The organism is Halomonas gemina (assembly GCF_023554995.1).
Lineage (GTDB): Bacteria > Pseudomonadota > Gammaproteobacteria > Pseudomonadales > Halomonadaceae > Halomonas > Halomonas gemina.
The window spans coordinates 238,562-254,381 of record NZ_JAMJPK010000006.1 but is presented as its reverse complement, the minus strand read 5'-3'; the positions used below and the strand labels follow the sequence as shown (position 1 = coordinate 254,381).

Here is a 15,820-nt window from a genome sequence, read left to right as displayed (position 1 = left end):
TGCAGACCGCTGCCGGCCCGCTATCAGGCATTCTCCTGGGCGGCCGCCGAGGACCCCACGCGACGCTCGGCCCAGCGCGCGAACCTCAGGACCGGATAGCAGTACAGGAAGTAAAGGCCCGCGATCAGGGCGTAGATGAACATGGTGTCCTGTGGCATCCGGAGGATGGAGGTCTCGCCCTGCCGGGTGAGCTCGGACAGCCCGATGACGGAGAGCACGGCCGTGCTCTTGATCACGATGACGTACACGCTGGCCATGGGCGGCACCGTCAGCCGCAGGGCCTGGGGCACGATGATGTGGTACAGCCGCTGGGCCTTGGTCATGCCGCAGGCGCGAGCGGCCTCTTCCTGGCCTCTCGGCACAGCATCGATAGCCGATGCCACGATGGCCGTCACGTAGCTGGCGGTGTAGAGCGTCAGCGATACGATGGCGGCGGTATAGCTGTCAAACTGCAGCCAGGCAATGCCGAGCGAGGGCAGGACGAAGTAGATCAGGTAGAGCTGCACCAGGTAGGGCGTACCCCGGAAGAAGTGCATGTAGGCATCGATGCAGAGACGCAGCGCCCGGGAATCCAGGGTCTTCATGACGCCGAGGATGGCGCCGAGCAGACTGCCCAGGATGATGGCGATCATGGAGACCTGAAACGTCATCCACAGCCCATGCAGGAGAAAGGGCGCCAGACTTTCCACCACCTGCCATTTCTGTGCGAACCATTCCATGAGAGATCCCCCGCTAGGTAGCGTAAGTGGCCGTGCCACCCAGCTTGCGTTGAATGAAGCCCGAGGCGACCAGCATCATCAGGTAGATGAGCAGGTAACAGATCGCCGTGGTGACGTAGCTTTCCGTGGCCGAGACGGTTTCCGAGAACATGATCAGGCCCGCCCCCATCAGCTCGAAGACGGCGATGATGCTCAGAAGCGACGTGTCCTTGAGCAGCACCACAGCCTGCCCCAGCAAGGGCGAGATCAGCTTGGCAATGGCTTGGGGAAGGATGATGTGGTACATCGCCTGGGCGCTGCTCATCCCGACCGCCTGGGCCCCTTCCGTCTGTGTCTTCGGCACGGAGATGATGCCGGCACGGATGATCTCGGCCATGTAAGGCGTCGTGTGCAGAGTGAGCGCGATGATGCCGGTCTGCGTCTCATCGAAGAAATTACCGATCAGGCCAGGCAGACCGTAATAGACGAGATAGATCTGGATCAGCAGGGGCGTTGCCCTTACGAACTGGATGTAGGCGGCTGCGGTGCGCCACATCACGCTGATCGACGACATCCGCATGAGTGCCAGAAAGATTCCGAAAAACACTGACAAGCCAAGGCACACCAGCGTGATCCATACGGTATTGAAGATGCCGTTGAGGAATGTCTCGAAATAATCGGAAACAATGCGAAAGTTATATATTCCATTAAGCCAGTTCATGTTTGGCCTCTTGGTACAGCATATGAGCTATTCATTGTTATCACTGGAGTCGACACGATAAGCGTGAAAGTCAAAGCAGGCCTGCCGAGGCAGGCCTGTCAGTCATTTCAATGATGCAGGAAATTACTTGTGGTCGGCTTCCCAGTCGGTGCTGTTCCACCAGTAGTCCAGCAGTTCCTGGTGACGACCGTCGTGCTCAATCAGGCGCAGGAAGTTGTTGAGCGCCAGCAGCAGGTGAACCGAATCCGGACGCACGGCGAAGCCCAGGGGCTCCTTGTTGAGCGTGCCGATGATCTCGAGCTCCTCGTTCTGCTTGAGGAAGCTCGCCAGGGCGGCTCGGTCGGAGACGCCGGCCTGGACGCGATCGCTCAGCACGGATTGCACCACCTGAGGCGTCGCTCCGGCGTAGGCCTTCAGCTCGGCTTCCGGCAGCTTTTCACGCGCCTGTTCGGCATATGAAGAAGCCTGGGCCGCGCCAATGGCGTAGTCGCCGCTGTTGAGGTCCTTCCAGGAGTCGAGGTCCAGGCCCTTCTTGGCGAAGACCACCACCTCGGAATAGAAGGCCGGATCGGTGAACAGCATCTGCATGTGACGCTTGGCTGTCGGGGTCATGTCCGCGGCGATGAAGTCCACCTTGCCGGAGGTCAGGGCCGGAATCAGGCCTTTCCAGTCATAGTCCTTGATGACGAGTTCGACCCCCATGTCGTCGGCGAAGGTCCGGGCCATTTCGACGGCCAGACCGGTGCGCTCGCCGTTCATGTCGATGAAGCTGACGGGTGGGCCCTGGGTCTGTACGGCGATGCTGATCTCGCCGCTATTGATGATCTTTTCCATGGTGCTCTCATCGGCACTGGCCATCATGGGGGCCGAGACGGCCACGACACAGGCAAAGGCGGATGTGATCAGGCGTTTCAGGTTTAACATCGGAGAGTCCTCCAGAGTTGTTGTTTTCCTGGTTTTCAATGTGAGCCAACGGGCTCGCTTGGGGTGCCTTCCGGGCAACCCTCATCTGCCTTCATGGCAAATCAGAGAATCTGTTCGAGGAACTTCTTCGCGCGATCGCTTTCCGGCGCGTCGAAGAACCGGCCGGGAGAGCCCTCCTCGATGACACGACCGCCGTCCATGAAGATGACCCGATCCGCGACTTCGCGAGCGAAGCCCATTTCGTGGGTCACGACCGCCATGGTCATACCGTCGTAGGCCAGCTCCTTCATCAGGCTCAGGACGCCGTTGACGGTTTCCGGGTCCAGGGCCGAGGTGGCCTCATCGAACAGCATCATCTTCGGCTTCATGGCCAAGGCCCTGGCGATCGCCACGCGCTGCTGCTGCCCGCCGGACAGCTGCCGCGGATAGTTGTTCTCGCGATCCGGAATACCCACCCGCTCGAGCAGGTCACGGGCGACCCTTTCCGCTTTCTCGCGGTTCTTCTTGAGCACGACGACCTGGGGCAACACGATATTTTCCAGGCACGTCTTGTTCTCGAAGAGGTTGAAGTGCTGGAAGACCATGCCGACGTCGGCGCGCAGAGTGTTCATGTTGGTCTTCTTGTCGGCCAGGTCCACGCCGTCAATGACGATATTGCCCTCGTCGATGCTTTCCAGCCCGTTCAGGGTGCGCAGTAGCGTGCTCTTTCCCGAACCACTGGGACCGATGATGACGACGACCTCGCCTCGGTCGATGTAGTTGGAGACGTCATCGAGCGCCGTGACGACGGTCTTGCCGCCATCGATGCTGAAGCGGCGCGAGATGCAATCGATGACGACCATGCGCTGGTCGGCGCCGCCCTGCTCGGGCCTTGGCCCTGGTTCATTGTTATTGACAGCCATACCACTATCCTTGAGTTTCAACTAATGAAGAACGCTCGAGAACTGTGCTTAATATTAGTTTTCTTTGTTACCTTCAATAGGCAAGTCCTATGACGGTAGCAACCCCCCACCCATAGTCCAAATGAATATATACAAACAGTCATTAACTTGAGGTTATGCTACTGCCCGCAATAAGGGCTCCGCAGCCCCGGGGAGAGGGCGCGAGGTCCCAGGCTTCCCTGCGGTCGCGCGAGCAGTGGAGAGGACGGAAAGGCCCGGCGCAACACCGGCCGCGGCGGTGGGCTCCACCGCTGCACGGCGTCGCTAGACGGTCGGGTCGGCGATGATCCGGTCGAGGGTCTCGAGAATCTGTTTCCTTAACATCCGAGCAGGCCTCGAGAGGGGCTTGAAGTTCGAGCAGATGATGCTGAGCGGTTCGCTCGTGGGTATCGAGAACCGCCGGAACACCACGTCGCCCTGGATGAAGGTGCGCGTGTAGTAATGGCGATTCACCGCGTCGATCAGGGCGACCCCGCAGCCGCGCTGCACGAACGACAGGGCATTCAGGCTGGTGTTGACCTCGATGGTCGGCAGGAATGTCAGGCCCTCCTCGTGGTAGCTCTCCTGAAGGGCGTGATACAGGCCGGACTCCGGATCGAGTGTGATCCAGGGCTCATCCGCCAGCAGGCGAGGCGAGAGGGTGTCATGGTGCGCCATGGGGTGATCCTTGTGGATTGCGCAGTAGACCGGCAGTTCGACGCCCTCAACCTCGTATCGATTCGACGGACTGACCCGATCCGCCAGCCCCACCTCCATCTGGCCAGAGGCCACATACTCGCATACCGCCCCCGAGTTCATGACCTGCAGGCTGACGTTAAGGCCGGGGTGCTCGTCGATGTAGTCGCTCACGACATCGGGCAGGAGCCCGTAGCTCGGCCCGAAAATGGTGCCGATGGTGAGCTTGCCCGTCTGCCCATGGCGCGCCCGCTCGAAGCTCTCCTCCAGCCGACGCAGGCTCTGCAGCACGTTCAGGGTTTCCGCATGCAGGAACATCGCTTCCGGCGTTGGCAGCAGGCGCCCCTGCTGTCGGAAGAACAGCTTGTAGTCGAGTTGCTCCTCGAGACTCGCCAGCATCTTGCTGGCCGCCGGCTGGCTGAAGCTCATGCGCTTGGCAGCGACAGACATCTTGCCGGTGGTCATGATCTCGTGAAATAGCCGTAGGTGCTTGATATTCATGGTCATGCGTGGGGATATCCTGAGCCGATGCCTTCAGGTTACGTGCATAACCTCTAGTTATCAACAATTGATATATATTCATTATGATTATGCGATGGCCCAGCTAACATGTCGGGATATCATTTCTGGCCACGAGGACAAGACACATGCCAGGCTTTGCTGGGTTCGAGGACTCTCTTTGGACAAAAACGGCGATTTCGGCACCGGAATACCGGACCCTGGAGGGGACGGCCGACTATGACGTCGTGATCGTCGGGGCCGGCTTCACCGGGCTCTCGACGGCGCTGGCAATGGTCGAGAAGGGATCCCGCGTGGCCGTCATCGACAGCCACGAGCCCGGCTGGGGGGCCTCGGGCCGCAACGGCGGCCAGATCATTCCCGGCCTGAAGTGGGACCCGCACCAGCTGGTTGAGAAACTGGGCGAGCATCAGGGGCGCAAGGTCTTCGAGTTTGCCAAGAGCAGCTCCAACAAGGCCATCGACATCATCAAGAGGCATGAGCTCGACTGCGACCTTCATGATCAGGGCTGGTTGCAGGCGGTCCACAACGCCAGTGCCCGAGAGTCTGCCCTGAAGCGCGCCGAGCAGTGGCGTGAACATGGCGTCGACGTGGAGGAGCTCTCCGAGGCCGAGGCGGCCCGAAGCATCGGCAGCGACTTCTACAAGAGCGCCTTCCTGTATCCCAATGCCGGCACCATCCAGCCCCTGAGCTTCGCGCGGGAGCTGGCGAGGACCATCATCGAGAAGGGGGGCCACGTCTACCAGAACGCCCCGGCCAAGGACATCTCCAAGCGCCAGGGCCGCTGGCAGGTCACCACCAACACCGGGATCCTCAACGCCGACAAGGTGGTCGTCGCCACCAACGGGTACTCCGATGACCTGATCCCCGACCTGCGTAAGTCCATCGTCGACCTCACCAGCTTCATCGTGGCCACGAAGCCGTTGTCGGCCGAGGCCCAGCGCACGATCTTCCCGGGACGCCAGGGCTGCTCCGACACGCGCAGGGTCCTGACCTACATGCGCATGGATGATGCGGGTCGCCTCCTGCTGGGAGGCCGGGGCTCCTATGCCGATCCCGCCTCGGCGAAATCCTTCCGCGATGTGGAGCACAAGCTGGATCGTATCTTTCCCCAGCTCAAGGGCACGGAATGGGAGTCGCGGTGGTTCGGCCGCTTCGCCGTCACCCCCGACTTCCTGCCCCACCTCCACGAGCCAGAGCCCGGCCTCATATGCATGCTGGGCTACTCGGGACGCGGGGTGGCCATGGGCACCGCCATCGGCCAGCCGCTTGCCCAGTATCTCATCGACGGCAACCAGGAAGGCCTGCCGCTCCCCATCACGACACACAAGGCGATCCCGTTCTATTCGATGCGGCGACTCGGCATCGTGGCAATGACCAACTGGTATCGGCTACTGGACCTGTGGGGCTGAGGCCCCAGCACCCTACCCTGCTGGTGGTGGCTCTGCCCCCCTCACCTCCAGAGTGCAGCAAGACGGCACGGTGTGTTTTCAACTTCCCAAACAGGTACGGGCGGATCTGGCCCGTTTGGCCAAGGCACGGGGACAACTGAAGGTGGAGACCCTTCGTCAGGTGATCAGTGACGCGGCAGACCAGCACGATCACGACAGGCAGGCGGTCAAGAAGATCAGGGAAGAGCGCAAGCAGGACAAAACCCTATATCGCCGCATTAGCGACAGCTTGCTCGAGGTCTTGGCTGAGGAACTCCATCAGCGGTGCAGTATGGAGGCCCGCATAGGGGGGGATGATGACGCACCACTGAAAGGCACATCGATTGACGATTACCGCGCCTTGGTCTCAGAACGGCTGACGGAACTGGAGGCGGCACTGCAGGACATGAACCTGGCACGGCCGGGTGGCGCTACATTAAGATCGCGGATGCGAGCACTGGCCGAGAGATCTGGCTCTGGGCGCCTTACAGACGACACGCACTAATCTCCCGATGCCGGCTACCGTTCTGACCGATCTCAGCAGCCTCAGCCAGGTGGGGAGTGAATTGGGGAGTATACCTGGGATAAAACGAAACATGACCAATATAAGTATATGATTTTTATTAGCTTATTATCTCTATCCTATCTTAGGATCCAGAACATCGAGTAGGCCCCGGCTACAGGCCGGGCGCCTTTGTGTGCGATACTTCGCCCTTTGCGCAGCCGCTCACCATCCGTTGTCACGTCGGGGACCCCTGCTCATGGCCCAAGGTACGCTCTTCATCGTTTCCGCTCCCTCCGGTGCCGGCAAGACCAGCCTGGTGCGCGAGTTGATCGAAAGCCTCGACGGCATCCAGGTCTCGGTCTCCCACACCACCCGCGAGCGCCGCGAGGGCGAGGTGGATGGCGTCAACTACCACTTCGTGGACGTGCCGGCCTTCGAGGCGATGATCGAGCACGGCGACTTCTTCGAGTATGCCCGCGTCTTCGACAACTACTACGGCACCTCGCGCCGCAACGTGGAGGCGATGCTCGCCGCCGGCCAGGACGTGATCCTGGAGATCGACTGGCAGGGCGCCCGCCAGGTTCGCCATCAGCTGCCCGATGCCGTCTCGGTGTTCATCCTCCCCCCCTCGCGGGACGAGCTGGAGCGCCGGCTGGCCAGCCGCGGCACCGACGAGCACGCGGTGATCGCCCGACGCATGCGCGATGCGGTGGACGAGATGACCCACCACGACGAGTACGACTACCTGGTGATCAACGACGACTTCACCACCGCCCTGCGCGAGCTGCAGTCGCTGGTCATCGCCCGTCGCCTGACCCGCGAGAAGGTGAGCGAGCACCATGCCCCGCTGCTCGCCGCACTCTTGTCTTGACTCTTCGGCAGCGGCGCTGGTCGTGAATCCGGCCACGGCGCCGGTCCTGCCCCCGCCGCGGCGCTTGTCAGGGCAGCCGGGCGTCGAGTAATCTATCCGGTCTACCCATCGGTGGAATTCCCGGGACGTCCCCACGTCGGCCGGGGTTTTGCCCGTCAGCACTATTCAGGAAGGCAGCCATGGCACGTGTCACCGTCGAAGATTGTCTGGAAAACGTCGAAAACCGCTTCAAGCTGGTGATGATCTCCACTCACCGTGCCCGCCAGCTGGCCCGCGGCTCCCGCGACGCCCTCTTGCCCTGGGAGAACGACAAGCCCACCGTCATGGCGCTGCGCGAGATCGCCGAAGGGCTGGTCGACGCCAGCGTGCTCGATGAGCCCGTCGAGGCCGCACCGGTGCGCGTCCGGCCCGAGTTCGAGCCGGGCACCCACCTCGAGGAGTGATCCTGCCCCTCCCGGCGCAGGAGCGCTTTCCCTCAGGGCCATCACGCAGCAGTCAGGGCGCGCCGCATGTTCACCATCGATGACCTGGCCGACCGACTCGGCGGCTACCTTCCCCAGGACGAGATCCGGCAGGTCAGGCGCGCCTTCTACTATGCCGAGCAGGCCCACGACGGCCAGCGGCGGCGCTCCGGCGAGCCCTACGTCACGCACCCCCTGGCGGTGGCCAACATCCTGGCCAACATGCACATGGACCATCAGAGCCTGATGGCCGCGATGCTGCACGACGTCATCGAGGATACCGGGGTCTCCAAGAAGGCCCTGGGCGAACAGTTCGGCAAGCCCGTCGCCGAGTTGGTCGACGGCGTCTCCAAGCTGACCCAGATCACCTTCGAGGACAAGGCGGTCGCCCAGGCCGAGAACTTCCAGAAGATGGTGCTGGCGATGTCGCGCGACATCCGGGTGATCATCGTCAAGCTCGCCGACCGCCTGCACAACATGCGCACCCTGGGCGCGCTGCGCCCCGAGAAGAAACGCCGCATCGCCCGCGAGACCCTGGAGATCTACGCCCGCATCGCCAGTCGGCTGGGCATCAACACCATTCGGGTCGAGCTCGAGGACCTCTCCTTCCAGGCCCTCTATCCGATGCGCGCCGAGCGCATCAAGCGCGCCGTCTCCAGCGCCCGGGGCCATCGCCGCTCGACGATCCGCCAACTCCAGACCAGCCTGCAGCAGAGCCTCGACGACGAGGGGCTGCCGGGCACGGTGATCGGCCGCCAGAAGCACCTGCTGTCGATCTACCGCAAGATGCGCGACCAGCGGAAGTCCTTCGCCGAGATCATGGACGTCTTCGGCTTTCGCATCATCACCGAGAACGTCGACAGCTGCTACCGGATCCTCGGCGTGGTGCACAACCTCTACAAGCCGGTGCCGGGTCGCTTCAAGGACTACATCGCCATCCCCAAGGCCAACGGCTACCAGAGCCTGCACACCACCCTGTTCGGCCGTGGCGGCATGCCCATCGAGGTGCAGATCCGCACCCGCGAGATGGAGGCCCTGGCCAACAACGGCATCGCCGCCCACTGGCTCTACAAGGCCGGCCAGACCGAGCACCCCATCGCCCAGGGCAGCCATGCCCGGGCCCGGGCCTGGGTCAAGGGCCTGCTGGAGATGCAGCGCCACGCCGGGGATTCGCTGGAGTTCATCGAGCACGTCAAGAACGACCTCTTCCCCGACGACATCTACGTGTTCACGCCCAAGGGCGACATCATGGAGCTGCCCCAGGGCGCCACGGTGATCGACTTCGCCTACAGCGTGCATACCGACATCGGCAACAGCTGCATCGCCTGTCGCATCGACCGCCACCTGGCGCCGCTCTCCACCCGCCTGGAGAGCGGCCAGACCCTGGAGATCATCACCGCTCCCGGGGCGCGGCCCAACCTGGCCTGGCTCAACTTCGTGGTCACCGCCAAGGCGCGCTCGGCGATCCGCCACGCGCTCAAGCACCAGCAGCACACCGAGGCGGTACAGCTGGGCCGACGCCTGCTCAACAAGGCCCTGGCGCCGTTCGAGACCAGCCTGGAGGAGCTGCCCGAGGGCCTGCTCGAGAGCCTGCTCAAGGAGCATTCGCTGAAGGGGCAGGAGAGCCTGCTGGAATCCATCGGGCTGGGCACCCGGGTTGCCCATGTGGTGGCCCGCCGGCTGCTCGAGCTGCAGCAGGGCGAGACGGGCCAGCCCGCGGCGCAGCCGTCGCATGCCCAGAGACCGGTCGTGATCAGCGGCGCGGAAGGCATGGTGATCAAGTTCGCCCGCTGCTGCCGTCCGCTGCCCGGCGACCCGGTGGTCGGCCACCTCTCCGCGGGCAAGGGCATCGTGGTCCACCGCACCGAGTGCCGCAACCTCGCCGAGCTCAGGAACGACCCGGACAAGCTGTTCGCCCTGGAGTGGTCCGACGACATCGACGAGGACTTCCCGGCCGCCCTGCGCCTGGAGGTGGAGAGCCGCCGCGGCCTGGTAGCGGAACTCGCCGCGCTGGTCACCGACGCCGGCGCCAACATCGAGCACATCGGCATCGAGGAACGCGATGCGCGGCTGTCGATCGTCAACCTCATCCTCTCGGTGCGCAACCGCGTGCACCTGGCGCGCATCATCAAGCGCCTGCGCAACCTCGCCCACGTAGGCCGCATCACCCGCCTCGGCAACTGAACCCTTGTCGCCCGCCGGCCGCATGACGCGACGGCGGCGGCTTTCCCATTTCGCGACGCTGGACTGAAAGGAGAATTACCATGAGCAACAAGGCCGTGATCAACACCGACCAGGCTCCCGCCGCCATCGGCCCCTACTCCCAGGCCATCAAGGCCGGCAACACCGTCTACCTCTCCGGGCAGATCCCGCTGGACCCGGCCACCATGACGCTCGTCTCCGACGACTTCGAGGCCCAGGCGCGCCAGGTCTTCACCAACCTCAGGGCCGTCTGCGAGGAGGCCGCCGGCACCCTGCAGGACGTGGTCAAGCTCAACCTCTACCTGGTCGACCTGGACAACTTCGCCGTGGTCAACGAGGTGATGGAAGAGTTCTTCGAGAGGCCCTATCCGGCCCGCGCCGCCATCGGCGTCAAGGCGCTGCCCAAGGGCGCGCAGTTCGAGGCGGAGGGGATCATGGTCATCGGCGACTGAGCGGAAGGACGATCTTATTGCGTTTATTTCTGGCGCTGGAGCCGCCTGATTCACTTCGCGAGCGGCTGGGGGAACTGGCCGATCTCGCCCAGGCCCGCTGCGGCGGGCGGCGCATGCCAGACGAAAGCCTGCACCTGACGCTGGCCTTCCTCGGCGAGGTGCCCGAGGAGCGGGTGACGGCGCTCTCGGCCTGGGTCGGTGAGCGGTCGATCCCATCGGGGGAGTGGCGGCTCGATGCCTGGGGCACCTTCCGTCGCCCCGGCATCGTCTGGGTCGGCGGCCGGGAACCCGACACGGCGCTGGCGCGGCTCCATGGGTCACTGTGGGACGGGCTCGCAGCGTTCGGGTTCAACCACAGGCTGGAGCACTTCGTGCCCCACGTCACCCTGCTGCGCCGCGCCCGCCGACTGGAGACCCGGGGCCTGCCCACGATCGACCTGGCCTGGCCGTGGCGGCGATTCTCACTGGTGCGCTCCTTCACCGAGAACGACGGCGCCCGCTACCAGACCCTGGCTCGTTCACCGGTGGCCTGAGCGGGCCGTCTTCCTATCGGGGCTCCATCACGCCCTCTCGGGCAGGAAGCCCCCCGCCTTCAGCACCTGGGCATAGCCCTCGCGGAAGCTCGGGTAGTGGAAGCGATAGCCGCTCTCGAGAAGCCGGGTATTGTCGCAGCGCTTGCTGGCACGCCGGCGCAGCGGCGACTGGATGGTCTCGGTGGCCTCGACCTTCAACTGCTTCGCCAGCCAGGCCATCACCTCGTGCAGGGGCGCCGGCTCGCAGTCGCTGGCGAGATAGAGCGCCTCGAGGGGGTCGCCGGCCAGCTGCCGGCCAATCAGGTGCGCCAGGATTCCGGCGCAGTCGTCGCGGTGGATGCGGTTGGAGTACATGACGGGGCTCGCCGGGGCGATACGTCCCTCGCCGACCTGGCGGATCAGGCGGTCACGGCCCGGGCCGTAGATGCCCGAGAAGCGCACCACGGTGCCCGGCAGGTCATGGTCGATCAGCGCCTGCTCGGCCTCGCGCATCAGCAGGCCCGAGAAGCCCGAGGGCTCGACGGGGCTGGTCTCGTCGACCACCTCGCCATCGCGTTGGGCGTAGACGCTGGTCGAGGAGACGAAGAACACCCGCCCGGGCGGCGTGTCACGGGCGGCGAATTCGGCCAGCACCGCGGTCAGGCCATCGAGGTAGGCGGCGCGATAGGCCGCCTCGTCGAAGCGGTCGGCGCTGACCACGTAGACCAGTGTCTCGGCATCGGGCAGCCCGGCCAGGGTGGTTGGCTCGTTCAGGTCGACCGCGACGGCCTCCAGCCCGCTGCCCTCCAGTGCGCCCGGGTTGCGGCGCGCCCCGATCACCCGGTGCCCCGCCTCGTGCAGCTCGCGTCCCAGTGCCATGCCGATGTCGCCGCAGCCCAGAATCAGTGTCGTCGTCTTCACCTTTCCCTCGCCCCCTGATAAAAAGTCCCTATTGGCATTATTGTGTCCCTTGGTGTCGGGCGAGATCGCCTGTGACCATCACCCGTTCGGAAGAGGATGCCTGCCGGCACCACAATGACTCTAACAGAACTCCGCTACATCGTGACACTGGCCCAGGAGCGCCATTTCGGACGCGCGGCGGAGCGCTGCTTCGTCTCCCAGCCGACGCTCTCGGTGGCCGTCAAGAAGCTCGAGGAGGAGCTGGGCGTGGCCCTGTTCGAGCGCTCCAAATCCACCGTGCAGGTCACCCCCATGGGCGAGCGAATCGTCGAACAGGCCCAGCGCGTGCTGGAACAGGCCAGCGTCATCAAGGAACTCGCCACGGCCGGTCGCGACCAGCTGGCGAGCCCCCTGCGCATCGGCGCCATCTACACCATCGGCCCCTACCTCTTCCCTCACCTGATCCCGGAGCTCTCGCGGCGTGCCCCGCAGATGTCGCTCTATATCGAGGAGGGCTTCACCGGTAACCTGCGCCGCAAGCTGCGCAGCGGCGAACTGGATGCCATCATCATCGCGCTGCCCTTCACCGAGACCGACGTGGTCACCAAGCCGCTCTACGAGGAGGCCTTCGAGGTGCTGCTGCCGGCCGACCATCGCTGGGCCTCCCGGGAGGACATCGACAAGGAGGACCTGCTGGAGGAGCGGCTGCTGCTGCTCGGCGAGGGCCACTGCTTCCGTGACCAGATCCTCGAGGCCTGCCCGGCGATCAGCCACCAGCTCGCCAGCCCCAGCAATACCCTCACCGCCGAGGGCGGCTCGCTGGAGACCATCCGCCACATGGTGGCCTCCAAGCTCGGCATCACCGTGCTGCCCCACTCGGCCATCGGCACCGGCCACTACGAGAGCGGCATGCTGATCAGCCGCCCCTTCTCTGCCCCGGCACCTTCGCGGACCGTGGCCATCGCCTGGCGCGCCAGCTTCCCGCGGCCCCGGGCCATCGATGCCGTCACCGACGCCATCGAGCGCTGCCGTCAGGCAGAGCTCGATCCGGCATGAGCACTGAGATCAGTTCTCTTGACGCGCCCGTCACGGAGCTCAAGGGCGTCGGCGAGGCACTGGCGCTCAAGCTGGCCCGGCTGGGCATCGAGCGAGTCAGCGACCTGCTGTTCCACCTGCCGCTGCGCTACCAGGACCGCACCCGCATCACCCCCATCGCCACCCTGCGCGCGGGCCACGAGGCCGTGGTGGAGGGCGAGGTGGTGGCCGGCGAGGTAGTGCGCGGCCGTCGGCGCAGCCTGCTGGTGCGCCTGCGTGACGGCTCCGGCATCCTCAGCCTGCGCTTCTTCCACTTCTCCCCGGCACAGCAGCAGCAGTTCCAGCCTGGGGTGCGGGTGCGCGCCTTCGGCGAGGCCCGTGCCGGCGCCACCGGCCTGGAGCTCTATCACCCGGAGTACCGCCTGCTGGCCAGCGGCGAGGCGCCGGTGGAGGACCACCTGACGCCCATCTACCCGGCGACCGAGGGCCTCCATCAGACTCGCCTGCGGGCGCTGATCGACCAGGCCCTGGCCCGCCTGGATGCTGCCCCGGACGCCCTCCCCGACGGCATTCCCGCGTCCCTGCGCGAGCGTTTCGACCTGCCCGAGCTTCACCACTGCCTGGACACCCTGCACCGCCCGCCGCCGGAGGCCGACGCCGAGCAGCTGGCGGCCGGCCGGCACCCGGCGCGGCGCCGCCTGGCCCTGGAGGAACTGCTCGCCCACCGGCTCAGCCTGCAGGAGGTGCGCCAGCGCATCCAGGAGGACGGCGCCCCGGCGCTGCCCGGCGGACGCAGCCTGCAGGCCCGCTTCCTGACCCAGCTGCCCTTCGCGCTGACCGGTGCCCAGCGCCGGGTGCTCGACGAGATCGCCGCCGACCTGGCACGCCAGGTGCCCATGCTGCGGCTGGTGCAGGGCGACGTGGGCTCGGGCAAGACGGTGGTTGCCGCCATGGCGGCGCTCTCGGCCATCGCCGCCGACTGCCAGGCGGCGATGATGGCCCCCACCGAGATACTGGCCGAGCAGCACTATCGCACCTTCAGCGCCTGGTTCGAGCCGCTGGGCATCGAGGTCGCCTGGCTCTCCGGCAAGCTCAAGGGCAAGGCGCGCCTGGATACCAAGGCGGCCATCCAGGATGGCCGGGCGCGCATGGTGGTGGGCACCCATGCGCTCTTCCAGGGCGACGTCCACTTCCAGCGCCTGGGCCTGGCGATCGTCGACGAGCAGCACCGTTTCGGCGTCCACCAGCGCCTGGCGCTGCGCGAGAAGGGCGAGGCCGGCGGCCTGACCCCCCACCAGCTGGTGATGACCGCCACCCCGATCCCGCGCACCCTGGCGATGAGCGCCTATGCCGACCTGGACGTCTCAGTGATCGACGAGCTGCCCCCGGGCCGGACCCCGGTAAAGACGGTGGTGATGCCCGACGAGCGGCGCCCCGAAGTGATGGCGCGCATCCGCCACGCCTGCGCCGAGGGCCGCCAGGCCTACTGGGTCTGCACCCTGATCGAGGAGTCCGAAGTCCTTGAGTGCCAGGCCGCCGAGGCGACCCGCGACGAGCTCGTCGAGACCCTGCCGGAACTGGCCATCGGCCTGGTCCACGGGCGCATGAAGGCCAGTGAGAAGGCCGCGGTGATGGAGGCCTTCAAGGCCGGCGAGCTGGACCTGCTGGTGGCCACCACGGTGATCGAGGTGGGGGTCGACGTGCCCAATGCCAGCCTGATGATCATCGAGAACCCGGAGCGCCTGGGCCTCTCCCAGCTCCACCAGCTGCGCGGCCGGGTAGGTCGCGGCGCCGTCGAGAGCTTCTGCGTGCTGCTCTATCACCCGCCGCTGTCGGCCCACTCCCGGGAGCGCCTGGCAGTTATGCGCGAGACCACCGACGGCTTTCGCATCGCCGAGAAGGACCTGGAGATCCGTGGCCCCGGCGAGGTGCTGGGCACCCGCCAGACGGGGCTCGCGCAGATGAAGATCGCCGACCTGGAGCGCGACGCCGACCTGCTGGAGCGCGTGGCTCCCCTGGCCGAGGCGCTCCTCGACGCGCATCCCCAGGCCAGCCGCCCGCTGATCCGCCGCTGGCTGGGCGAGGAAGCGGGGCGCTATGGGCAGGTGTGACGGCGCCAAGCGGCCAAGCAGTGTATGCCACCGAGGCAAGCTACAAGGGGTTTACTTGTAGCTCGGCGCTCGGCGCTCGGCGCTCGGCGCTTTCAGCTATAGATGCTTGAGCAGCCGCTGCAGCTTCTGCAGGTCGCCGGAGTCGCCGACCAGGCGCACGCTGCCGGCCATCATGCCGTCGAGAAAGGCCTGCTGGGTCGGCTTCTTGAGGACCCTGATGGCCGTGGCCTCGTCCTCGAAGCGCAGTTCCAGGTCGAGGTCCACCGGCAGGCCTCGGCCCGCGCGGATGCCGCGGGGCGACATGCGGTAGTGGCGGGCGATGGAGAGGTCCTCGGTGGCGATGCCCCAGTCGAGGCCACGCATCTCGCCGAGCAGTTCGCGGAACCGCGCCTTGCGGCGCAGGGCTCGCTTGAGCATCAGCCCGAGCAGCCACAGCATCAATCGCAGCTTCATATCGGCTCCGCCACCGGGAATGTCGAGTGAGCGACCCGCATGGAACGGGCCGCAATGCCTTACTTCGCTACGGCGTCCTTGAGGCCCTTGCCCGGCTTGAAGGCGACGGTCTTGCTGGCCGGAATTGTCAGCGGCTGGCCGGTCTGGGGGTTCTTGCCGGTGCGTGCGGCGCGCTCGCGCACGCTGAAGGTACCGAAGCCGATCAGGGTCACGTCCTGCCCCTGGGAAACGCTACCGGTGATCTCGTCGAGGATCACGTTGAGCACCTGGCTCGCCTTGTCCTTGGAAAGATCGGCACGCTCGGCAATCGCCGCGGCGAGTTCTGGCTTGCGCATACAGCCCTCCTGGTATTGGCATCATGATGCCGGCGATCACCACCGGCGGTGTTGTTATGGCAGATGAACGAGTAC

The 15,820-nt window shown here is 65.3% G+C and carries 17 protein-coding genes; 9 read left to right on the top strand and 8 right to left on the bottom strand.

Features of this window, described 5'->3' with window-relative positions; all coding sequences use genetic code 11:
- Positions 1–23 precede the first annotated feature (23 nt).
- From M8009_RS14560 to M8009_RS14540, 5 genes are all read right to left on the bottom strand, one after another.
- Positions 24–719: an amino acid ABC transporter permease gene (locus tag M8009_RS14560; protein WP_250062448.1), complete on the bottom strand. Its 696-nt coding sequence runs from the start codon at positions 717–719 to the stop codon at positions 24–26.
- Positions 720–732: 13 nt separating this feature from the next.
- The gene (locus tag M8009_RS14555) at positions 733–1,419 is read right to left on the bottom strand and encodes an amino acid ABC transporter permease (protein ID WP_250062446.1); all 687 of its coding nucleotides are present in this window, start codon (positions 1,417–1,419) and stop codon (positions 733–735) included.
- Between the two features lie 123 nt (positions 1,420–1,542).
- Positions 1,543–2,343 carry a substrate-binding periplasmic protein gene (locus M8009_RS14550; RefSeq protein WP_250062444.1) on the bottom strand — a complete coding sequence of 267 codons (801 nt, stop codon included), beginning with the start codon at positions 2,341–2,343 and terminating at the stop codon, positions 1,543–1,545.
- A gap of 101 nt (positions 2,344–2,444) precedes the next feature.
- Positions 2,445–3,266: an amino acid ABC transporter ATP-binding protein gene (locus tag M8009_RS14545; protein WP_284047839.1), complete on the bottom strand. Its 822-nt coding sequence runs from the start codon at positions 3,264–3,266 to the stop codon at positions 2,445–2,447.
- A 282-nt stretch (positions 3,267–3,548) separates the two neighbouring features.
- A complete protein-coding gene (locus tag M8009_RS14540; protein ID WP_250062442.1) occupies positions 3,549–4,466 on the bottom strand; it encodes a LysR family transcriptional regulator in 918 nt (305 codons plus the stop codon).
- A gap of 140 nt (positions 4,467–4,606) precedes the next feature.
- Between M8009_RS14540 and M8009_RS14535 the strand changes: the two genes are divergently transcribed.
- The 7 genes from M8009_RS14535 to thpR all read left to right on the top strand — a co-directional run bounded on the left by M8009_RS14535 (position 4,607) and on the right by thpR (position 10,932).
- Entirely contained in the window at positions 4,607–5,890 is a 1,284-nt protein-coding gene (locus M8009_RS14535) for an NAD(P)/FAD-dependent oxidoreductase (RefSeq protein WP_250062440.1), read from the top strand.
- 142 nt (positions 5,891–6,032) lie between these two features.
- Positions 6,033–6,413, top strand: a complete 381-nt coding sequence (locus M8009_RS14530; RefSeq protein ID WP_250062438.1) for a hypothetical protein — start codon at positions 6,033–6,035, stop codon at positions 6,411–6,413.
- Positions 6,414–6,669: 256 nt separating this feature from the next.
- Positions 6,670–7,284 carry a guanylate kinase gene (gene gmk, locus M8009_RS14525; protein ID WP_250062436.1) on the top strand — a complete coding sequence of 205 codons (615 nt, stop codon included), beginning with the start codon at positions 6,670–6,672 and terminating at the stop codon, positions 7,282–7,284.
- A gap of 179 nt (positions 7,285–7,463) precedes the next feature.
- Complete coding sequence (gene rpoZ, locus M8009_RS14520) at positions 7,464–7,727, top strand: DNA-directed RNA polymerase subunit omega (RefSeq protein ID WP_250062434.1); 264 nt, start codon at positions 7,464–7,466, stop codon at positions 7,725–7,727.
- 66 nt (positions 7,728–7,793) lie between these two features.
- Positions 7,794–9,929, top strand: a complete 2,136-nt coding sequence (locus M8009_RS14515) for a RelA/SpoT family protein (protein ID WP_250062432.1) — start codon at positions 7,794–7,796, stop codon at positions 9,927–9,929.
- An 80-nt stretch (positions 9,930–10,009) separates the two neighbouring features.
- Positions 10,010–10,399 (top strand): RidA family protein, encoded by a 390-nt coding sequence (locus tag M8009_RS14510; protein ID WP_250062430.1) that lies wholly within the window; start codon positions 10,010–10,012, stop codon positions 10,397–10,399.
- Between the two features lie 17 nt (positions 10,400–10,416).
- Positions 10,417–10,932, top strand: a complete 516-nt coding sequence (gene thpR / locus M8009_RS14505; protein ID WP_250062428.1) for an RNA 2',3'-cyclic phosphodiesterase — start codon at positions 10,417–10,419, stop codon at positions 10,930–10,932.
- 27 nt (positions 10,933–10,959) lie between these two features.
- Here the strand turns inward: thpR and M8009_RS14500 are convergent, their stop codons facing one another.
- Positions 10,960–11,832, bottom strand: a complete 873-nt coding sequence (locus M8009_RS14500; protein WP_250062427.1) for an SDR family oxidoreductase — start codon at positions 11,830–11,832, stop codon at positions 10,960–10,962.
- Between the two features lie 114 nt (positions 11,833–11,946).
- On the opposite strand from M8009_RS14500, the gene M8009_RS14495 reads away from it, so the two are divergent.
- Together M8009_RS14495 and recG are read left to right on the top strand one after the other, a co-directional pair.
- A complete protein-coding gene (locus M8009_RS14495; protein ID WP_250062425.1) occupies positions 11,947–12,867 on the top strand; it encodes a hydrogen peroxide-inducible genes activator in 921 nt (306 codons plus the stop codon).
- Between the two features lie 8 nt (positions 12,868–12,875).
- On the top strand, positions 12,876–14,957 hold the full coding sequence (recG, locus tag M8009_RS14490; RefSeq protein WP_250062644.1) for an ATP-dependent DNA helicase RecG: 2,082 nt from the start codon (positions 12,876–12,878) through the stop codon (positions 14,955–14,957).
- 96 nt (positions 14,958–15,053) lie between these two features.
- Here the strand turns inward: recG and M8009_RS14485 are convergent, their stop codons facing one another.
- Together M8009_RS14485 and M8009_RS14480 are read right to left on the bottom strand one after the other, a co-directional pair.
- A complete protein-coding gene (locus M8009_RS14485; protein ID WP_250062423.1) occupies positions 15,054–15,410 on the bottom strand; it encodes a hypothetical protein in 357 nt (118 codons plus the stop codon).
- 59 nt (positions 15,411–15,469) lie between these two features.
- Positions 15,470–15,745, bottom strand: coding sequence for an HU family DNA-binding protein (locus M8009_RS14480; protein ID WP_040183570.1), 276 nt, complete (start codon positions 15,743–15,745; stop codon positions 15,470–15,472).
- Between the last annotated feature and the right edge of the window lie 75 nt (positions 15,746–15,820).

Bases quoted from the DNA above. Each gene is read 5' to 3' on its own strand.
- M8009_RS14560 (WP_250062448.1), bottom strand. From the start codon at position 719: ATGGAATGGTTCGCACAGAAATGGCAGGTGGTGGAAAGTCTGGCGCCC.
- M8009_RS14555 (WP_250062446.1), bottom strand. From the start codon at position 1,419: ATGAACTGGCTTAATGGAATATATAACTTTCGCATTGTTTCCGATTAT.
- M8009_RS14550 (WP_250062444.1), bottom strand. From the start codon at position 2,343: ATGTTAAACCTGAAACGCCTGATCACATCCGCCTTTGCCTGTGTCGTG.
- M8009_RS14540 (WP_250062442.1), bottom strand. From the start codon at position 4,466: ATGACCATGAATATCAAGCACCTACGGCTATTTCACGAGATCATGACC.
- M8009_RS14535 (WP_250062440.1), top strand. From the start codon at position 4,607: ATGCCAGGCTTTGCTGGGTTCGAGGACTCTCTTTGGACAAAAACGGCG.
- gmk (WP_250062436.1), top strand. From the start codon at position 6,670: ATGGCCCAAGGTACGCTCTTCATCGTTTCCGCTCCCTCCGGTGCCGGC.
- rpoZ (WP_250062434.1), top strand. From the start codon at position 7,464: ATGGCACGTGTCACCGTCGAAGATTGTCTGGAAAACGTCGAAAACCGC.
- M8009_RS14515 (WP_250062432.1), top strand. From the start codon at position 7,794: ATGTTCACCATCGATGACCTGGCCGACCGACTCGGCGGCTACCTTCCC.
- M8009_RS14510 (WP_250062430.1), top strand. From the start codon at position 10,010: ATGAGCAACAAGGCCGTGATCAACACCGACCAGGCTCCCGCCGCCATC.
- M8009_RS14495 (WP_250062425.1), top strand. From the start codon at position 11,947: ATGACTCTAACAGAACTCCGCTACATCGTGACACTGGCCCAGGAGCGC.
- M8009_RS14485 (WP_250062423.1), bottom strand. From the start codon at position 15,410: ATGAAGCTGCGATTGATGCTGTGGCTGCTCGGGCTGATGCTCAAGCGA.
- M8009_RS14480 (WP_040183570.1), bottom strand. From the start codon at position 15,745: ATGCGCAAGCCAGAACTCGCCGCGGCGATTGCCGAGCGTGCCGATCTT.